The organism is Massilia sp. Root335, from assembly GCF_001425685.1.
Taxonomy (GTDB): domain Bacteria; phylum Pseudomonadota; class Gammaproteobacteria; order Burkholderiales; family Burkholderiaceae_D; genus Telluria; species Telluria luteola.
Genome location: NZ_LMCY01000004.1, coordinates 46309 through 64028, shown reverse-complemented (window position 1 = coordinate 64028; position 17720 = coordinate 46309). Strand labels below are relative to the sequence as shown.

Annotated in this window: 18 protein-coding genes; 11 read left to right on the top strand and 7 right to left on the bottom strand. The window is 64.9% G+C overall.

The genetic code is table 11. The features are described 5' to 3' along the window. Genes ASC93_RS03545 through ASC93_RS03530 form a run of 3 tightly spaced genes read left to right on the top strand, consistent with a single transcriptional unit; the run spans window position 1 to window position 3466 of the window. Window positions 1–1749, top strand: coding sequence for a triacylglycerol lipase (locus ASC93_RS03545; protein WP_056437170.1), 1749 nt, complete (start codon window positions 1–3; stop codon window positions 1747–1749). 13 nt (window positions 1750–1762) lie between these two features. Continuing rightward, window positions 1763–3196 carry a T6SS immunity protein Tli4 family protein gene (locus tag ASC93_RS30340; RefSeq protein WP_157201734.1) on the top strand — a complete coding sequence of 478 codons (1434 nt, stop codon included), beginning with the start codon at window positions 1763–1765 and terminating at the stop codon, window positions 3194–3196. 3 nt (window positions 3197–3199) lie between these two features. Beyond that, window positions 3200–3466, top strand: coding sequence for a PAAR domain-containing protein (locus tag ASC93_RS03530; RefSeq protein WP_056437159.1), 267 nt, complete (start codon window positions 3200–3202; stop codon window positions 3464–3466). Between the two features lie 71 nt (window positions 3467–3537). Here the strand turns inward: ASC93_RS03530 and ASC93_RS03525 are convergent, their stop codons facing one another. The 3 genes from ASC93_RS03525 to ASC93_RS03515 all read right to left on the bottom strand — a co-directional run bounded on the left by ASC93_RS03525 (window position 3538) and on the right by ASC93_RS03515 (window position 7368). Then, window positions 3538–6030 carry a TonB-dependent siderophore receptor gene (locus ASC93_RS03525; protein ID WP_056437156.1) on the bottom strand — a complete coding sequence of 831 codons (2493 nt, stop codon included), beginning with the start codon at window positions 6028–6030 and terminating at the stop codon, window positions 3538–3540. A 200-nt stretch (window positions 6031–6230) separates the two neighbouring features. After that, complete coding sequence (locus ASC93_RS03520) at window positions 6231–7166, bottom strand: DUF808 domain-containing protein (protein WP_056437148.1); 936 nt, start codon at window positions 7164–7166, stop codon at window positions 6231–6233. Between the two features lie 16 nt (window positions 7167–7182). Beyond that, window positions 7183–7368 carry a hypothetical protein gene (locus ASC93_RS03515; protein ID WP_056437142.1) on the bottom strand — a complete coding sequence of 62 codons (186 nt, stop codon included), beginning with the start codon at window positions 7366–7368 and terminating at the stop codon, window positions 7183–7185. Between ASC93_RS03515 and ASC93_RS03510 the strand changes: the two genes are divergently transcribed. From ASC93_RS03510 to ASC93_RS03475, 8 genes are all read left to right on the top strand, one after another. Continuing rightward, window positions 7367–7576 carry a BrnA antitoxin family protein gene (locus ASC93_RS03510; RefSeq protein WP_056437139.1) on the top strand — a complete coding sequence of 70 codons (210 nt, stop codon included), beginning with the start codon at window positions 7367–7369 and terminating at the stop codon, window positions 7574–7576. The two genes, ASC93_RS03515 and ASC93_RS03510, sit on opposite strands and share 2 nt — an antisense overlap. Before the next feature lie 108 nt (window positions 7577–7684). Continuing rightward, on the top strand, window positions 7685–7969 hold the full coding sequence (locus ASC93_RS03505) for an HU family DNA-binding protein (protein ID WP_036239618.1): 285 nt from the start codon (window positions 7685–7687) through the stop codon (window positions 7967–7969). A gap of 91 nt (window positions 7970–8060) precedes the next feature. Next, complete coding sequence (locus ASC93_RS03500) at window positions 8061–8696, top strand: LysE family transporter (protein WP_056437135.1); 636 nt, start codon at window positions 8061–8063, stop codon at window positions 8694–8696. 135 nt (window positions 8697–8831) lie between these two features. Next, window positions 8832–10937 (top strand): DUF6600 domain-containing protein, encoded by a 2106-nt coding sequence (locus ASC93_RS03495; RefSeq protein ID WP_056437131.1) that lies wholly within the window; start codon window positions 8832–8834, stop codon window positions 10935–10937. Between the two features lie 54 nt (window positions 10938–10991). Continuing rightward, window positions 10992–11258 carry a DUF493 family protein gene (locus ASC93_RS03490; RefSeq protein WP_056437128.1) on the top strand — a complete coding sequence of 89 codons (267 nt, stop codon included), beginning with the start codon at window positions 10992–10994 and terminating at the stop codon, window positions 11256–11258. Between the two features lie 97 nt (window positions 11259–11355). After that, complete coding sequence (gene lipB / locus ASC93_RS03485; RefSeq protein ID WP_056437125.1) at window positions 11356–12069, top strand: lipoyl(octanoyl) transferase LipB; 714 nt, start codon at window positions 11356–11358, stop codon at window positions 12067–12069. Between the two features lie 25 nt (window positions 12070–12094). Continuing rightward, window positions 12095–13087 (top strand): lipoyl synthase, encoded by a 993-nt coding sequence (lipA, locus tag ASC93_RS03480; RefSeq protein WP_056437121.1) that lies wholly within the window; start codon window positions 12095–12097, stop codon window positions 13085–13087. 241 nt (window positions 13088–13328) lie between these two features. Further along, window positions 13329–15317: a helicase-related protein gene (locus ASC93_RS03475; protein ID WP_056437118.1), complete on the top strand. Its 1989-nt coding sequence runs from the start codon at window positions 13329–13331 to the stop codon at window positions 15315–15317. A gap of 16 nt (window positions 15318–15333) precedes the next feature. On the opposite strand, the gene ASC93_RS03470 is transcribed toward ASC93_RS03475, so the two are convergent. From ASC93_RS03470 to ASC93_RS03455, 4 genes are all read right to left on the bottom strand, one after another. Then, entirely contained in the window at window positions 15334–15546 is a 213-nt protein-coding gene (locus ASC93_RS03470; protein ID WP_056437115.1) for a hypothetical protein, read from the bottom strand. A 47-nt stretch (window positions 15547–15593) separates the two neighbouring features. Beyond that, on the bottom strand, window positions 15594–16292 hold the full coding sequence (locus ASC93_RS03465; RefSeq protein ID WP_056437112.1) for an MgtC/SapB family protein: 699 nt from the start codon (window positions 16290–16292) through the stop codon (window positions 15594–15596). Window positions 16293–16355: 63 nt separating this feature from the next. Next, window positions 16356–16988 carry a hypothetical protein gene (locus tag ASC93_RS03460; RefSeq protein WP_056437110.1) on the bottom strand — a complete coding sequence of 211 codons (633 nt, stop codon included), beginning with the start codon at window positions 16986–16988 and terminating at the stop codon, window positions 16356–16358. A gap of 154 nt (window positions 16989–17142) precedes the next feature. Continuing rightward, a complete protein-coding gene (locus ASC93_RS03455) occupies window positions 17143–17691 on the bottom strand; it encodes a peroxiredoxin (RefSeq protein ID WP_056437106.1) in 549 nt (182 codons plus the stop codon). Window positions 17692–17720: the final 29 nt, after the last annotated feature.

Genomic DNA, 17720 nt, shown 5'->3' with positions numbered 1-17720 from the left:
ATGACGAACGCAGAACACCCGCTACCCGCGCAGCAACACAAGAACGCCGCACGCAAGGCCGACGGCTTTGCGACGCCAAAGCAGGACAAGAAACCTCAGTGCGCCAAGTTTCTTCCCAAAAAAGTATTACCGATCATTTTTCTACCGGGGATCATGGGATCGAATCTGCGCATGAGTGAGCAGAGGCAAAATGAACTGCACAGAAAAGACAATATCGCGTGGCGACCGGATGTCCTAGGCCCATCGAATATCACTGGTGCGGCCACCGAAAGCCCTGCAGAGCGCCAACTGCGGCTGGATCCCCTGCAAACAACGGTCGATATCTACGATCCCTCCGGACCTTCCGATGTCAGCGGCGATGGTCGGCATGGCAATATCAAACTCGATAAGACCTTCGATTCGCCGTTGCTGACCGACGATTCGCCTACCGCGAAGAACAGGCGCACCGCCGTGCAAAAGGCGCGGGCGCGCGGCTGGGGAGAAGTTTTCTTTAAGAGCTATGGGGAATTGCTTCAGCATCTTGAATCGCGCCTCAACAATACTTTTTCTGACGGCAAGCTACGTCATGAGTGGCGCGATGTCATCGGCGTTGATCCCAACACCTGGCTTGCCGATCCCACCTTGCCACAGCAGGCGTTGAGCGAGGATGAACTCAGGAAAGTCGTCACCGGTTGTTGGTTTGCCGTGTATGCATTTGGTTATAACTGGCTGCAGTCCAATGGCGACAGCGCCAGGCTGATCGCCGTCCGCATCAACCGGGTCATCGACGAGTTCAAGCAGTCCGGCTATGAATGCAACCAGGTGATCGTCGTGACACACTCCATGGGCGGGATCGTGGGGCGGGCGCTAGTGCATCCCGATTACGGCAACTTGCGGGACAAAGTGCTGGGCATCGTACACGGCGTGATGCCCGCGATCGGCGCCCCGGCCGCCTACAAGCGCATGCGTGCAGGTTTCGAGGATCCGGGCATCATGTCGGCCCCTGAGGAAAGTCTTGCGGCCAAGGTGGCTGGCAATCATGGCGACGAGGTCACGGCAGTATTGGCAAATGCGCGAGGCGGCTTGGAACTGTTGCCGAGCGAGTCCTATGGGAATGGCTGGTTGCGCGTGACGCACAATGGCCGCGATCTGGAGACATGGCCCAAGCAAGGCAACCCGTACAGTGAAATATACAAGATAAAGGGTAAGTGGTATTCGCTATTTAGGGAAGACTGGATCAATCCGTCCGGTCTGGAAGCAGGCCACGGAGGAGGTACATTTAAGCGGACATGCAATTATCTCGATAAGACCCGGATTTTCCATCAGAAGATCGTAAACACATTTCATCCCAATAGTTACGCGCACTATGGCGCAGACTCGGCGCGGCGGAGCTTTGGCGAAGTCATATGGGAAATCGACAAGAACTGCGCCAATCTCGCGGGCTGGCAGGGCTGGCCTATTCTGAGCGACACCAAGCAAGGCAGAGTTGAACTCGTACGTTACGATCCTGATGACAACAATATCGGCGCGCTGCCCTTCAATGAAGAAACGCCGACATCGATATTCGCGACCATTCTTCCCCCTTCGGCGCCAGGCGACCAAACCGTGTCCGCCAAGTCGGCCGATCATCAATTGAGAAGTGGCGTCTTCAAGGGGATTTTTCGTCAGACCGGTTACGAACATCAATCCAGTTATAAAGACCCGCGTGCCATCGCGTCGACGTTGTACAGCATCGTGCGCATTGCCCAGAGCGCAGCGTGGACATGTTAAGGAGAATCCTTATATGAATACGTTCCAACGCATCCGTCCGCTTTTTCTTTGTGCCGCCATGTTGGCGCTGATCGCCTGTGACCCGAATCCAAGAGAATGGAGGACGCCGAATATGACGAAACTTACGCCGCGCCTGCAAGCGATGTTCGAAAAAACCAAAACTGTTTGCTTCGGGCGATTCCTGGTCGACGTGCCGGTGTCGGCGACGGTAGCATGGGGCGATGTCAGTGTTCCTCTTGGCGTTGCCGTTTATCCTGATGGAGTGGATGAGGTTAAAGAACTCGAGAAAAAATTCATAGATAAACTAAAAAGTGAAAAGAATATTAATAAAAATTATGTACCGTTGCTCTTGGCTATTGACGAAATAAGCCAGCCGGAAGGAAAAATAGTTACCGGGTATGAGGATTTTGAGTCCCTCGATGACCTCAAGATCAACGGGTATTTCAGAATGAACAAGGACGGCGTCGTCATCGATTCTCGTCCTATGCGAGACGAAAAAGACGAAACTATCGCGGACATAAAAAGCATCGCCCGCCGCCTGCGTCGACTGCCCGAAAACGAAATCCCTACCGAGCCCGGCAACTGCATCGAATATGCCTTCCTGCCGGATGATCCGGCCGCCGACAAGGCGCACCTGGGCGAACTGATCCGCGTCGGCTTCCGGCTGAAGGAATTCCCGGACACGCACTTGTCGATTTTCGTCCGGCCATCGAATCCGCATAATGACGAAAGTAACTCGCTGAAATGGCAACTCGAGCGGCTCGAGAAGAGACTGAAAGCCGAAGACCCGAATCACCCTCGATTGAAGACCAGATACCTGCGCAGGGGAGATCGTCAGATCCATGACTGGGTGGGCGGCTTCGAGGCCTTGTCGCACACGCCGGACCAGCCGGAAGCCCATCCGATCCATGACTTCGGCATGGATTTCAAGGGTGTGCCGTCGGACCCCTACAAACCGTATCTGGACATACGAATGCAGACCGGCGTTGACGACAATGTCGCCGGAGCAACCAAGGCCAGCCTGACCGATGACGAAGCCGTCGCGGTCTGGGACCGGATCACCAGCACGATCCGTGTACGCCCGACGGACACCGCGCCGGCAAACGTCGCCGATGCCGGACCGCGCCGTCCCCTGGGCGAGCTTGCCGCAACCGGGCGCACCTGCCCGCAAACTGGCTGGTGGGCATCCGACGACGCACCGGACAAGAACGGCGGCGGGAGCCAGCACGTCAAGGCTGGCGACATCATGCCCCATGCAATTACGTTGGGCAAACCGTCCTTATGGCAAAAGCTCAAGGGTGAAATCCCTTCCTACCGTACGGCGACCGTATGGAAACTGGTCGGCTACGACGATGCGCCCTCGCATGCCGACGTGGCGGCACGAACGCCCGCAACCGACGCCAAGGGCGAACGCAGCGAAGACGCCCCGCCGCCCCACAAAGGCTGAATCATGCGCAATGTCATTCGTCTCGGCGACGGCACGAGCCATGGCGGCAAGGTCGAAAGCGTCAGCGCGACGCATTTCACGGTCGACGGCATTGCGGTCGCCCGTGTCGGCGATCCATGCAGTTGTCCGATCAACGGCCATGAACACTGCACGATTGCCGAGGGCGATCCGCATCATCTCATCGATGGAATCGCGGTCGCCTACGAAGGGCACAAGACCACTTGCGGTGCCGAGTTGATCGCCACGACTGGAAGCTTTGCCGGGCAATAGTTCGGTTCTCAAAAAAAGAAGCCCCTGCTCAGGGGCTTCTTCACGATACGCCGTCGTTCAGTCAAGCGTAATCAAAAGCTGTACGTCGCGCGCGCATACACGTAGCGGCCGTTGTTGCCGAACGGGGTGTAGTTCGAGAACGGCGTGTTGCTGGTCGTGTTCAGCGCCGGCGGCAGCGTTTCCGAGTACTGGTCGAACAGGTTGTCCGCGCCCAGCGCCAGGCTCATTTGACGGGTCAGCGCGTAGCGGGCTTCCAGGTCGACGATCGTCCTGGCCTTCAGCGTGTAGTCGAAGGCGGCCGTCGTGCCCGGCGCCAGCACGTCGCCGTAGCGGGTGGCGCGCGCGGTCACGCCCCACTGGTTCAGCTTCCAGTTGGCGCTCGCCGTGATCTTGTTCTTCGGCTGGCCCTTTTCCAGGGTCAGCACGTTCACGCGGTCGAACAGCACGGGCGCCGGATTCAGCGCGGCCAGCTGGGCGGTGGTCGGGACCTTGGTCACGTGCGTATGGTTGACGTTGCCGGCCAGGGTGAAGTCGAAGTGGCCCGCGGCGCCCGCGTTGTACGGCAGGCTGGCCACGACGTCCACGCCCTCGGTGTTGGTGTTGACGCCGTTGATGAAGAAGCGGCCGCCGCCAACGCCCGAGAAGCCCTGCGACACGATGTAGTTGCGCACCGCGGTCGACGTCAGGTTTTCCGACAGCACGATGCGGTCGCGCACGTTGATGCGGTAGGCGTCCACCGTCAGGCTGACGGGGGCGAGACGCATCACGGCGCCGAGCGAGAAGTTGGTCGACTTCTCGGCTTTCAGCGGCTTGGCGCCCAGCGCGACGGCGACCGGGTCGTTCGGCGTGAACGTCGTGATCTCGTACGGGATGCCGTTGATGAAGTTGGTCGACGTCGACGTGAAGCGTTGCTGCTGCAGCGACGGCGCGCGGAAGCCGTTCTGCACCGAGCCGCGCAGCGCGAAGTTCTTGGTGAAGTCGAAGCGGCCGGCCAGCTTGCCCGACACGTTGTTGCCGAAGTCGTTGTAGTGCTCTTCGCGGATCGCGGCGGACGCGAGCAGCTTGTCGGTGACGTTCGCCTCGACGTCGACGAACACGCCGACCGCGGTGCGCGACGTGTGCGACGCGTTGGCCGGACGGAAGCCCGGGAACACCTGCGCGCCCGAGGCGGCCGGGACGCCGCTCGGCAGGATCACGCCGCCGTTGCGCCAGGAATCCGGCTCGCCCGCGTGCATCTCGTAGCCTTCGCGGCGCGCCTCGGTGCCGACCGCCACGTTCAGCGGCGAGGCGAGGCCGGCCACGTCGTACTTGCGCACGCCGGTGAGGTTGTAGACGAGCTGGTTGTACGAGAAACCGCCCGCGTCGAACACCGTCTTGCTGGTCGGGCCGATCGACGCGTTCAGCGTGTTCTGGATGTCGTAGTTCATGCCGTTCTGGCCGTACACGAGCGACGTGTCCATGTCCCACTCGCCCAGGCTCCAGCTCATGCCGGCGGCGGCGCTGAAGTCTTCGACGGTCGGCGCGATGATCGGCAGGAAGCCGTTCGGGTAGATCGATTGCACGTTGCGCGAGTCCTGCGGCATGCGGAAGTAGCCGGCCGAGCGCGCGTCGCGCAGCTGGTAGCTGCTCCAGCCGTAGAATTTCACGTCGGGCGTCAGGTTGTCGCCGAAGTTGACGAACACGGTCTTCTGCTGCATCTCCGGATCGCCGTACCAGGCGTCGAAGCGGTTGATGGTCAGCTCGCGCGGATCGTAGGCGCCGTTCACTTTCGAATACAGCTGGCGCATGTCGTAGCCGCTGCGCTCCACGTGCTCCTGGTTCTTGTATTCGGCGGCGAGGGTGATGAAGCCCGAGTCGCCCAGCGGCAGGCCTTTCCAGGCGCTGACGGTGGTCGTCTGGCCGTCCGTGCGCTTGCGCGAGTTCGGGCCGGTCCAGGTGGCGCCGGCCGGGGCCACGTCGTTCAACAGGTCGTATTCGGTGACGTGGGCGCCGTAGGTGAGCGTGCCTTCGCCGCCGCTGCGGTCGGTGCGCAGGCGGACGTTGACGACGCCCGAGATCGCGTCCGAGCCGTATTGCGCGGCCGCGCCGTCGCGCAGCACCTCGATGTTCTTCACGATCGCCGACGGGACCGTGTTCAGGTCGACGGCGGCCGAGCCGCGGCCGATCGAGCCGTTCAGGTTCACCAGCGCCGACGTGTGGCGGCGCTTGGAGTTCACGAGCACGAGGCTCTGGTCCGGCGCCATGCCGCGCAGGGTGGCCGGGCGGATCGTGTCGGTGCCGTCCGTCAGCGCGGGACGCGGGAAGTTCAGCGACGGCAGCGCCACCGACAGGGCCTGGTTCAGTTCCGTCGAACCCGTCGTTTTGAGGGTGTCGGCGGAGATGATGTCGACGGGGGACGCGGTATCGAGCGCCGTGCGGTTGGCCACGCGGGTACCGGTCACGACGACCGTGGCGGTGGCGCCGTCGGCCGTGGTGTCCTGGGCTTGGGCGAGGACAGGGCCGGCGAACAGCGCGGCGATGGAAAGGGCGAGTACGGTTTTTTCCGGCACAAATCGTTGTTGCATTCTCTTGTTCCTTATTCTTGGTCCACGGCCCGCGGGGCGGCGGGTTGAGAAATACCGCAATCCTGTCGAGCTTGATTGACGACAAGCCCGTATTGATAGTGGGGCGTGCTTGTTATCGTTGTCAATTCAATCAGGCCGCATAGATGTACGGACGCAACAGGTGTGCATGCGCGGTGCATGCGTGCACCGCCGCGGATCGCTCAGTGCCTCTTGCCGCGCAGTTTTTGCACCAGCGTCACGCCCACCAGCACGGCCGCGCCGACCAGCACGCCGGCCGCGGCATCGACCACGCCCGGCGCGACGGCCGCCAGCAGGCGGCCCGCGACCGGTACGCCGGCCACGACCGCGGCGGCATCGGTCGCCAGGTGGTGCAGCGGTGCGAACGCGTGGCCGATGATGCCGCCGCCGACCATGAACATGGCCACCGTGCCGATCACGGACAGCGCCTTCATCAGGCGCGGCGCCGCCGCCAGCAGCAGGTTGCCGATCGCGCGCGCGGCCGCGCTGGCGCGGCGGCTCAGGTACAGGCCGAGGTCGTCGATCTTGACGATGCCGGCCACGATGCCGTAGACGCCGATCGTCATGGCGACCGCCACCGCGACGAGCGCCGCCACCTGCGTGCCGAACGAGGCGCCCTGTTCGTTGACGACGCCCAGCGCGATCACGATGATCTCCGCCGACAGGATGAAATCGGTGCGGATCGCGCCCTTGATCTTGTCTTTCTCGACCGTGAGCATGTCGGCGTCGGTCGCCAGTGCCGTCGCCAGTTCTTCTTCGTGCGCGGCATCCTCGGCGGCGCTGTGCAGGAGTTTATGGGCGACCTTTTCGAAACCCTCGAAGCATAGATAGGCGCCGCCCAGCATCAGCATGGGCGTGATCGCCTGCGGCACGAAGGCGGAAATGGCGAGCGCGGCCGGCACGAGGATCGCCTTGTTGCGCAGCGAGCCCAGCGCCACCGCCCACACGACGGGCAGCTCGCGGTCGGCATGCACGCCCGTTACCTGCTGGGCATTGAGGGCGAGGTCGTCGCCCAGCACGCCGGCCGTCTTCTTGGCCGCTACCTTGCTCATCAGGGCCACGTCGTCGAGCACGCTGGCGATGTCGTCGATGAGTGCCAATAAACTTCCTGCAGCCATGTACCGCTCCTCAGTATCAATGTCGCCACATCTTAACCGAGCGGGCCATCTGTTCAGGATCGCGGTTCAGGCGCGTTTTCTGCATTTCAAACCCGAAAATCTGCATCTCGTCGCTTTCCCATACAGACGGCACCGGACGATACGTATAGTGACAACATTGGCTGCGGTGCAGCAGCCTTTCCGACCTGAAGGAGATGCCCATGAATCCGAATCTCGATCTGCCGACCGTTCCGCGCCGCCGTGCCCGCCCTCCCAAGCGCAAGACCCGCATCACCATCTATCTCGACGACGAAGTCCTGGACGAATTCCGCTTGCGCGCGGAGCGCACCGGCACCGGTTACCAGACGCTGATCAACGCCGCGCTGCGCCTGCGCCTGGCCAGCGGCGACGCCAATCCGGCGGCGGCTTGAGCGATTAAATCGCATAAACCCCGCCAATACAGGGTGTATGGCGTGTAAGAAGATTACACAGAGCAATTAATTATGCTAATCTTCCGGCTCTTTCAACCCGGAGGATTTATGAAAAAAGGCGAACTGATCGCTGAATTTGCGAAGCGTACCGAGATGTCGGGCGCCGCTGCGAACGATGCAGTGAACACCATCATCGACATCATCACCGAGCGTCTGAAAAAAGGCGACACGGTCGGCATCACCGGCTTCGGCACGTTCTCGGTCACCAAGCGCGCAGCCCGCAAGGGTCGCAACCCGGCAACCGGCGAAGTCATCAAGATCGCCGCATCGAAGACCCCGCGCTTCGCTGCCGGTGCGACCCTGAAGGCCGCCGTCAACCCGAAGAAGAAGTAAGCAGTACCCCGCGGCTGGCCGCGGCCGTCCGGCAATCGCCGGCGCCGTGTGCCATGCCCGCGTCCTTTCCCATTCCCTTCCGCTTTTCCCCATGAGCTTCGCCACCTGGATCGCCTTCGTCGTCGCGGGCACCCTGATCGCCATCTCTCCCGGCTCCGGTGCCATCCTGTCGATGTCGCATGGCCTTGCGTACGGCCTCAAAAAGGCCAGCGCCACCGTGCTGGGCCTGCAGCTGGGCCTCGTGCTCGTGCTGGCGATCGCCGGCGCCGGCGTCGGTTCGCTCTTGATCGCGTCGGAGATCGCGTTCACCGTCGTCAAGGTCGTCGGCGCGCTGTACCTGATCTGGCTCGGCATCGGCCAGTGGCGTTCGAAAGCCGTGGCGAGCGGCGTGCCGACGGCGGGCCTGGCCGCGCATCCGACGTTCGGCCGCCGCGTGCTGACCGGTTTCCTGACCAATGCGACCAACCCGAAAGGGATCATCTTCATGGTCGCCGTGCTGCCGCAATTCATCTCGCAGAATGCGCCGGTGCTGCCGCAGCTGGCGATCCTCGGCGCGACGATGGTCACCATCGACACCACCGTGATGCACGGCTATGCCCTGCTGGCGTCGACCATGCAGCGCTGGTTCCGCGATCCGCGCGCCGTCAGGATGCAGAACCGTTTCTTCGGCGGCGTGCTGGTCGCCGTCGGTGCCCTGCTGTTCTTCGTCAAGCCCGGCCACGGCTGACGTTCGTATCCGGCCGATACATTTCGCAACCATTTGTAATTCGTGTCGCCGTGTACGATGTCCGTGCGTTGTAATGCAGTAGACGCAGTGCGCCTGCGCCCATAACAAAAAATACCTTATCCCCCTGGAGACATCATGCCGAACCGCGTCGTGAAAACAGCCGTCCTCCTCGCATTCTCTACCCTGACGGCGCTGGCCGCGGCGGCCGATCCGCCCGCGCGCGTGGGGCGCGTCGCACTGGCCCAGGGCCAGGTCACCATCGGCAGCGACATCGGCGCCGAGATGATGGCGGCGCAGGTCAACTGGCCCGTCACCTCCGGCAACACGATCACGACGGCGGACGGCGCGCGCACGGAACTGCGCATCGGCTCGACGTCGATCCGCCTGGACGGCGATTCCTCGCTGGAAGTGCTGCAGCTGGACGACGACGCGCTGCACCTGCGCCTGCACTACGGCAGCGCCAGCGTGCGCGTGCTCAACGCCGATGTGCTGGCCGGCTTCGAGCTCGAGACCCCGCAGGCGCGCATCCGCCTGCAGCAGCCGGGCCGTGTGCGCATCGACGCCGAGCGCGTGCGCGACACCAGTGCCGTCACCGTGTTCGACGGCGTGGCGCTCGTCGAGGACAGCGATTCGCAGCTGACCCTGCGCGCCGGCCGGCGCGCCGAGGTGGGCGACGACGACGTGCGCACGTCGGCCGCCGTGCGCGACGCCTTCGACGAGTGGGCCCTCGTGCGCGACCGCTACGACGACAACGCCGCCTCGAGCCGCTACGTGACGAGCGAGATGACGGGCTACGAAGACCTCGACCGCTACGGCAGCTGGCGCGAGGACGCCGACTACGGCCCGCTGTGGACCCCGACCGTGGCGTCCACCTGGGTGCCGTACCGCGACGGCAGCTGGACGTGGCTCGACCCGTGGGGCTGGACCTGGGTCGACAACGCGCCGTGGGGCTATGCGCCGTTCCACTACGGCCGCTGGGTGCACGTGCACAACCGCTGGGCCTGGGCGCCCGGCCGCCGCCACGAGCACCTGGTCTGGGCGCCGGCGCTCGTCGGCTGGGTCGGCGGGGACGGCTGGAACCTCACCTTCCGCGACCGCCATCATCCGCTGCCCGCCACCGGCTGGTATCCGTTGACGCCGCACGACCGCTACGTCCCGACCTGGCACGCGCCGGACAATCACCTGCGCTGGCTGAACGAGCACGTGCGCGACAACCCGCACCGGCCGCGCGACTACCGTCCGCAGGGTCTCACGGTCGTGCCGCAGGACCGTTTCGGCCGGCCGGGCCGGATCAATGTGCCGCGCACGCCGATCGCGACGGTGCCGCCTGCGCTCGTGCGCAACGTCCCGACGGGCGCGCCGCCCGCCGCGCCGGCGCGGCCGAACTGGCCGAACCGCGACCATGATCGCGACCACGACCGCGACCACGACCGCGACCACGACCACGACCACGACCACGACCACGACCGCGACCGCGACCGCGACGCCAACCGTGGCCCGGTCGGCATCGCCCGCATGGACGGCCGCCACGTGGACCCGGGCCGCGAACGCCGCATCGAGACCGGGCGCAGCGAGCGCGACGGCTTCGTGCGCCAGCGCGCGCCGGGACAGGTGCTGACGGTGCCGCAGGCGGCGCCGGCGCAGGGGTTGCCGGTCACGAGTCCGACGCCGCACCTGCCGTCGCAGCCCTTGAGCACCGTGACGAGCCCGACGCCGCATCAAGCGCCGCAGCCGCTGTCGCCGGTCGGCCCGACGATCCAGCAACCGCAGGCAATGCCGCCCGCGGGCGTGCCCGGCGGCTGGCGCCGCGAACGCGACGAGCGTCGCGAACAGCTGGAAGAGATGCGCCGCAACCGGCAGCCGGTGCAATCGGCGCAGCCGCAGCCGCAGCCGCAACCGCAGCCGCAGCCGCAGCCGCAGCCGGTGATGGCACCGGTCGCACCGGCCCCGCAGCCGCGCTTCGAACGCCCGCAGCCGCGCTTCGAACGGCCGGAGCCGAGGATCGAACGCCCGCAGCCGCGCTTCGAACGGCAGGAGCCGAGGATCGAACGCACGGAGGCACGCGTCGAGCGGCCGGCACCGCCCGTCGAGCGCCCGGCGCCGCCGCCCATGCCGATGGCCCCGCGGCCGGCACCCGCCGCGGCACCGGCACCGGCACCCGCGCCCGCCCCGGCGCCGGCAAAGGCCGAGGCGCACCACCAGCACGTCGACGAGCGCGGGCGGAACCAGAGGGAGCGCTGATCGGGCGAAGTCGGACCGGTTTGGCTACAATGCTGTTTTAGAATAGGAGTGGCCATGGACCCGAAAGATTCCCTCATCGAATACCCGAGCGATTTCCCGATCAAGGTCATGGGCCCGACGCACGACGATTTCGCCACCGCCATCGTCGAAGTGGTCACCATCCACGATCCGACTTTCCATGCCGGCAAGATGGAAGTGCGGCCGTCGGCCAAGGGCGCCTATACGGGCCTGACCGTGATCGTGCGCGCCACCAGCCGCGAGATGCTCGACAACCTGTACCGCGAGCTCTCGTCGCACCCGATGGTGAAAATCGTCCTGTAAAACCTGTTGCGTCCAGCCCCGCGTCCCGGGCGGGGTTTGCAGCGCCCGCCATCAGGCTGGCTTATAATGACGGGGTATCCCTTCAAAGATCCTATCCATGCAAGCGAACCGTCCGGTCGTTCGCGACCCGGTCATCCGTGAGCTTGGCCGCGCCGACTACGAACCCGTATTTGCCGCGATGCGCGCCTTCACGGATGCGCGCACGTCCGACACGCCCGACGAGTTGTGGATCGTCGAGCATCCGCCCGTGTTCACGCTCGGGCTGGGCGCCGACCGCGGCCACCTCCTGAGCACCCTGGAGCACGACGTCCCCGTGGTGCAGACGGACCGCGGCGGCGAAGTCACGTACCACGGCCCCGGCCAGGTCGTGATCTACCTGCTGATGGACCTGCGCCGCAACAAGCCGGGCGGCAAGCTGTATGCGCGCCAGTTCGTCAACAAGATCGAGCAGGCGGTCATCGATGTGCTGGCGGCGTATAATCTGGCGGGAGAACGCGTCGAAGGCGCGCCCGGCATCTATATCGCCGACGGTCCGCGCCGCGGCGCCAAGATCGCCGCGCTGGGCCTGAAGGTGCGCGGCAACGGCTGCACCTACCACGGCGTGTCGCTGAACGTGGCGATGGACCTGGCGCCGTTCACCTGGATCAATCCGTGCGGCTATTCCGGCCTGGCCACGGTGGACATGAAGACGATGGGCATCGACGCGCCGCTGGCCGACGTGCAGCAGGCCCTCGCCAGCGCCCTCGTGCAGCATCTGTCCACGGCACCCTCTTCAACCGCAGCGGTCGCGCAGGCCGCCACGATCAACTGAAAGCCCGACCAGGGCATTTACGCACATGACTTCCGAAATCGACAACGGCACCGCAGCAGCAGCTTCCTACAACGCCAGCGAAAAGCAGAAAGGCGCGAGCAAGACGTCGCGCATCCCGATCAAGATCGTGCCGCTCGAACAACATGAGCGCCTGAAAAAGCCGGACTGGATCCGCGTGAAGGCGGCCAGCCCGTCGACGCGCTTCTACGAGATCAAGGACATCCTGCGCGCCAACAACCTCGTCACCGTGTGCGAGGAAGCCAGCTGCCCGAACATCGGCGAATGCTTCGGCAAGGGCACCGCGACCTTCATGATCATGGGCGACAAGTGCACGCGCCGCTGCCCGTTCTGCGACGTCGGCCACGGCCGCCCGGACCCGCTCGACGTCAACGAGCCGGGTAACCTCGCCAAGACCATCGCCGACCTGCGCCTGTCGTACGTCGTGATCACCTCCGTCGACCGCGACGACCTGCGCGACGGCGGCGCCGGCCACTTCGTCGAATGCATCCAGAAGACGCGCGCGCTGTCGCCGAACACCAAGATCGAAGTCCTCGTGCCGGACTTCCGCGGCCGCCTGGAAAAAGCGCTGAACATCTTCGCCGACGGCCTGCCGGACGTGATGAACCACAACCTGGAAACCGTGCCGCGCCTGTACAAGGAAGCGCGTCCGGGCGCCGACTACCAGCACTCGCTGGTGCTGCTGCGCGACTTCAAGGCCAAGTACCCGAGCGCCGTGACGAAATCCGGCCTGATGGTGGGCCTGGGCGAGACCGACGAGGAAATCCTGGAAGTGATGCGCGACATGCGCGCGCACGATATCGACATGCTGACCATCGGCCAGTACCTGGCCCCGTCGAACTCGCACCTGCCGGTGCGCCGCTACGTGCATCCGGACACCTTCAAAATGTTCGAAGAGAAGGCGTACGAGATGGGCTTCGTGCACGCGGCCGTGGGCGCGATGGTGCGCTCGTCGTATCACGCGGATCAGCAGGCGCATGAGGCGGGCGTGGCGGCTTAAGCCAAAGTCCGCGTCGTTTCATCGCCGTCCACGCACAGCGGTCCTGACCCGTCGTCCACGTACGGACGGAGGTCCTGACCCGTCGTCCCCATACGGACGGCGGTGCTGACCCGTCGTCCCCGCCTGCGCGGGGACGACGTTTTATGCTACCGATTTTTTCATTGCACGTGGCTTGCCGAACGGTGTCCCCGCGTCACCGACGTTATATTGATCCCATCGATCAGCCCGTGCATCCAGGAACATGAGCGAACACCACTCCCGTTTTCCCCCCGCCGCCGACGACACCCAGGACGACGACGCCTTCCTCGAACGTGAACTGAACCTGTCCGCGCGCGGCGTGGAACTGGTCAAGATGGAAGGCCGCGTCTTCCTGCGCTTTGCCGGCGCCGTGCGCGTGGAGGGGCTGCACGTCGACTACCGCCTCGTGCCGGCGCGCGGCGTGCTGGCCAAGCCGAGCAAGTGGCGCAAGATGGAGGTGACGGCGCGGCGTGCGCTCGTCGAGGAACGCGCCACGCGCGACGCCGTCGACGACCTGAACCAGGAGGTCGAGGAATTCGTGCGCGAGATCGCCGACCAGGCCGACGAATTCGGCGTCGACCCGATGCTGTTCCTGCACGTGCTGGCAGAGCTGGAGACGTCCGAGCCGGCCGAATTCGTGTTCGACCGCATCCGCCAGCGCCTGCTGCACGCCATCGAGCGCGAGCAGGAAGAACGCCACGCCGCGCGCACCAAGGAAAGCATCAACCTGGCCGAATACCCGGCGTCGTTCGACGTGGCCCGCAAGATGGCGCGCCGTTTCGTCGCGCTGCTGGGGCCGACCAATTCCGGCAAGACGCACCGCGCGATGGAACACCTGGCGCAGGCCGACAGCGGCGTCTACCTGGCCCCGCTGCGCCTGCTGGCGCTGGAAAACTACGAGCGCCTGCAAAACGCGGTGCGCGCCGACGGCGGCAAGGTCAAGGTCAGCCTGATCACGGGCGAGGAACGCCGCCTGGCCGAAGGCGCGACGCACGTGGCCAGCACCGTCGAGATGCTGGACACGAAGACGCCCGTGCAAGTGGCGGTGATCGACGAGATCCAGATGCTGGCCGACCGCGACCGCGGCGCCGCGTGGACGGCGGCCGTGTGCGGCGCGCCGGCGTCGACCGTGTATCTCGTCGGGGCGCCGGAAGCGCGCCGCGCGATCGAGGCGCTGGCCGAGCGCCTGGAATGCCCGCTCGAAGTGCACGTGTTAAAACGCAAGGCGCCGCTGTCGATGGAACCGGGCGCCGTGCGCAAGCTGCGGAATCTGAAGCGCGGCGACGCCGTCATCGCGTTCTCGCGGCGCGAGGTGCTGATGTGGCGCGACATGATCACGGAAATGGGTTTGTCGGTCGCCACCGTCTACGGCAATCTGTCTCCGGAAGTGCGGCGCGCCCAGGCCGAGCGGTTCCGCGAGGGCCAGGCCGACATCGTCGTCGGCACGGACGCCCTCGCGATGGGCCTGAACATGCCGATCCAGCGCATCGTCATGACGACGGCCGTCAAGTACAACGGTGTCGAGGAAGAAGAAATCTCGGCCGCGCTCGCCAAGCAGATCGCCGGCCGCGCCGGGCGCTACGGCGTGCACGAGGAAGGTTTCGTCGCCGGCTACGACGACGACACGCACGACGTCATGCGTTCCTTGATGAAGGAAAAGATCCCGCCCGTACCGGCCAGCGGTTTTGCCGTGGCGCCGTCGCTGGAGCAATTGCACCGCATCTCGTCGGTGACGGGCGAGACGTCGCTGGTAAAACTCTTGAAACGGTTCGTGCACAACATCGACGTGCCGGACGGCTTTTTTTATCCGCGCATCACGGAAGAACAGAACGGGCGCGCCGAATGGCTCGATACGCTCGACCTGAGCGTTGCGGAAAAATTCACGATGTCGCTCGTGCCGATTTCGACCAAGGTGCCGACGCTGGAAAGCGCGTGGACGCACTGGGCGCAGTCGCTGGCGAAACGAAAGGTGTGCAAGCTCCAACCCCATCCGCAAGAATTGTTCTGGCAAAACCTGCAGGAAGTCGAGGACACGTGCCGCATGTACTCGGCCTATGCCTGGCTCGGCTACCGCATGCCGGAATTCTTCCCCAGCATCGAGGAAGCGCAGACCCTGGCGCGCGAAGCGTCCGAGCGCGTCGATGCGCTGTTGCAGCAGCAGAACGCGGCGACGCGCAAGCGCCAGTCGAAGAGGGAAAGAGGGCGCTGGTAACGCCGGCGCGGCCGTTTCAGTCGGGCTTGTGCGTGCGCGCCTTCTCGACGGCTTCCATCCACTCGTCCCACAGGGCCGGATCGCTCGTCCGGCCGGCGCCATCGAGCCGGTAGCCGGCCAGCAGGTCGGCCAGGTCGCTGCATTCCGTCAACTCGACTTCGCGCGCGAGGAAGGCCAGCATGGCACGGTAGGCCTGCTCGACCGTCAATGTTTCGGTGGTGGTGTTCATGATCGCCTCCGTGTCGATGGCGTCAGCTTACGCCACTGCGCGCGGCGTCAGCGCATGCGCCGGTCGGGGCGGATCTTCGCGTCGACCTTTAATACGCCCGGGATCGCGCGCAGGCGGTCGAGCAGTGCGGTGAATTCCGATTCGGACATGCGCGAAAAGGCGATGATCACGTCGTCCGTCGGCGTCCCTTCTTCGTTTTGCTGGACGATGAATGTGCCGATGCGATTGGTCACCGGGCCCAGTTCCTTTTCCAGCACGTGCAGCGTGAGCCGGCCGTGTTCGGCCGACAGCACCAGCTCGCGTCGTTGCCGGGACGAGAAATAGCGTTGTTCCAGCGGCTTCATGGCGGCCAGGATGAACAGCATGATGGCCGTGCCCGCCGCGGCCGCCACATACATCCCGCCGCCCACTGCCAGGCCGACGGCCGCCACCGACCACAGGCTGGCCGCCGTCGTGAGGCCGCGCACGACGTCGCCGCGCAGCAGGATCGACCCCGCGCCAAGGAAGCCGATGCCGGACACGACCTGGGCCGCCACGCGCGACGGGTCGAGCGAAACGTGGTCGTGGGCCAGCACGTCGTTGAAGCCATAGGCCGAGACGATCATGATCAGGCAGGCACTGACGCAGACGAGCATGTGGGTTCGCAGCCCGGCCGCCCAGGACAGGCGTTCGCGTTCGAACCCGATCGCCCCGCCCAGCAGGGCCGCCAGGCACAGGCGCGCGACAACTTCGGCATCTGGCAGCATGGTGATTGTCTTGATGAGCCCAAAGGGCCATGTTAGCACCGGGCCCGGCGGGGCGGCGCACCGTCACGGCCGGCAGTGCGCGGCGACGCCTGATCCATGCGGGCCGGCGGAGGTGACGTCGGCGGGCGAATAATCGTTGCCCAGCGCCAGCGTCTGGCCGCCTTCGTAGCGCAAGCTCAATTGGTCGCCGGAATAGTCGGGCAGCGCGCGCGGGATGTAGATGGCGAAGCGGTAATCCAGGTGCCCGTAATAGCCGTGCCGGAAGACCTGGCTGGAGGGACCGCGCTGGATCTCGGCCGCGATCGCATCGGCGAGGGCCGGCGTGTCGAAGCGGCTGTTGATGTCGGCCGTATCGTCCAGCCGCAGCGTGTACGGCCGCAGCGGTCCGTAGCGGCGGTCGCCGTACTGGACGCGCATACGGTCGACGTCGAAATAAAAGCTCGGGATGCTGGCGCCCGTGACGTCCAGGGCGCACAGCACGAACACGGCCCAGAAGCCGTGCGAATCCAGCGGCAGCAAGGCCTCCACGGGCGCGCGGTTCGGCAGCGCGACGGGGTTCGTAAAATCGATCCGGTGGACGTTGGCAACATGCTGGTAATGCAACACCACGGTGTTGCGCAGACCGGTATCGACAGTGCTGCAGCCTGCCGCCGCCAGCAGGCCCGGGATGAGGGCGTACGTGATCAGCTTGCGCATCCTTGCCTCCTTTGCCGGCGTCAAGCTTGGGCCGAACAGCGGATCAAGGTTTGCGGGAGGTCAGCGGTGCGCGCGAACCAAAAGCGGTAGGGTGGGCACCCCGTGCCCACGCGTATGTATGCAGTACGCGAACGTAGGCGGAGGGCCGCCCACCCTACGATTTCAACGATTTCTGCAGCAACGCGTGCAGCGATGCAAAATCCGGCTCGCCCAGATACCGCTTGAGAATCTTGCCATCCTTGCCGATGACAAAGGTGGTGGGCGTCATGTTGACGTCGCCGAACTGCTTGGCCAGGTCGCCGCCGGAATCGAGGGCCACCTTGAACGGCAGCTTGCGCGTCTCGGTGTAGTTCAGGACATAGTTCGGCGGATCGTAGCTCATCGCCACGGCGACGAATTCCAGGCCGTCCTTCTTGAACTTGTTGTACGTCTCGACCATCTGCGGCATTTCCTTCACGCACGTGGCGCAGGACGTGGCCCAGAAATTGACCATCACGACCTTGCCGCGCAGATCGTGTGAGCTGATCTTCTGGCCGTCGATGGAAATGAACGTGACGTCCGGCGCCTGCTGCTGCTGGCTGAACGTGGCGAAGCCGATGCCGGCGATCGCCAGCACGGCCGCGCCGATGGCGGCCGGCTTGATCCAGGCGCGTTTCGTGGCGCCGGTCCCGGCGTCGGCGATCGTGGAAGAGGAAGCGGTCATGGTTAGCTCATCCTGCAATGCCCATCAGG

What these genes read in the sequence shown, in the direction of transcription:
- ASC93_RS03495 (WP_056437131.1), top strand. Translation starts at nt 8,832, where the DNA reads ATGCCGAACCGCGTCGTGAAAACAGCCGTCCTCCTCGCATTCTCTACC.
- ASC93_RS03515 (WP_056437142.1), bottom strand. Translation starts at nt 7,368, where the DNA reads ATGGGCATCTCCTTCAGGTCGGAAAGGCTGCTGCACCGCAGCCAATGT.
- ASC93_RS03470 (WP_056437115.1), bottom strand. Translation starts at nt 15,546, where the DNA reads ATGAACACCACCACCGAAACATTGACGGTCGAGCAGGCCTACCGTGCC.
- ASC93_RS03510 (WP_056437139.1), top strand. Translation starts at nt 7,367, where the DNA reads ATGAATCCGAATCTCGATCTGCCGACCGTTCCGCGCCGCCGTGCCCGC.
- ASC93_RS03460 (WP_056437110.1), bottom strand. Translation starts at nt 16,988, where the DNA reads ATGCGCAAGCTGATCACGTACGCCCTCATCCCGGGCCTGCTGGCGGCG.
- lipB (WP_056437125.1), top strand. Translation starts at nt 11,356, where the DNA reads ATGCAAGCGAACCGTCCGGTCGTTCGCGACCCGGTCATCCGTGAGCTT.
- ASC93_RS03500 (WP_056437135.1), top strand. Translation starts at nt 8,061, where the DNA reads ATGAGCTTCGCCACCTGGATCGCCTTCGTCGTCGCGGGCACCCTGATC.
- ASC93_RS03505 (WP_036239618.1), top strand. Translation starts at nt 7,685, where the DNA reads ATGAAAAAAGGCGAACTGATCGCTGAATTTGCGAAGCGTACCGAGATG.
- ASC93_RS03455 (WP_056437106.1), bottom strand. Translation starts at nt 17,691, where the DNA reads ATGACCGCTTCCTCTTCCACGATCGCCGACGCCGGGACCGGCGCCACG.
- ASC93_RS03475 (WP_056437118.1), top strand. Translation starts at nt 13,329, where the DNA reads ATGAGCGAACACCACTCCCGTTTTCCCCCCGCCGCCGACGACACCCAG.
- ASC93_RS03490 (WP_056437128.1), top strand. Translation starts at nt 10,992, where the DNA reads ATGGACCCGAAAGATTCCCTCATCGAATACCCGAGCGATTTCCCGATC.
- ASC93_RS03465 (WP_056437112.1), bottom strand. Translation starts at nt 16,292, where the DNA reads ATGCTGCCAGATGCCGAAGTTGTCGCGCGCCTGTGCCTGGCGGCCCTG.
- ASC93_RS03545 (WP_056437170.1), top strand. Translation starts at nt 1, where the DNA reads ATGACGAACGCAGAACACCCGCTACCCGCGCAGCAACACAAGAACGCC.
- lipA (WP_056437121.1), top strand. Translation starts at nt 12,095, where the DNA reads ATGACTTCCGAAATCGACAACGGCACCGCAGCAGCAGCTTCCTACAAC.
- ASC93_RS30340 (WP_157201734.1), top strand. Translation starts at nt 1,763, where the DNA reads ATGAATACGTTCCAACGCATCCGTCCGCTTTTTCTTTGTGCCGCCATG.
- ASC93_RS03525 (WP_056437156.1), bottom strand. Translation starts at nt 6,030, where the DNA reads ATGCAACAACGATTTGTGCCGGAAAAAACCGTACTCGCCCTTTCCATC.
- ASC93_RS03530 (WP_056437159.1), top strand. Translation starts at nt 3,200, where the DNA reads ATGCGCAATGTCATTCGTCTCGGCGACGGCACGAGCCATGGCGGCAAG.
- ASC93_RS03520 (WP_056437148.1), bottom strand. Translation starts at nt 7,166, where the DNA reads ATGGCTGCAGGAAGTTTATTGGCACTCATCGACGACATCGCCAGCGTG.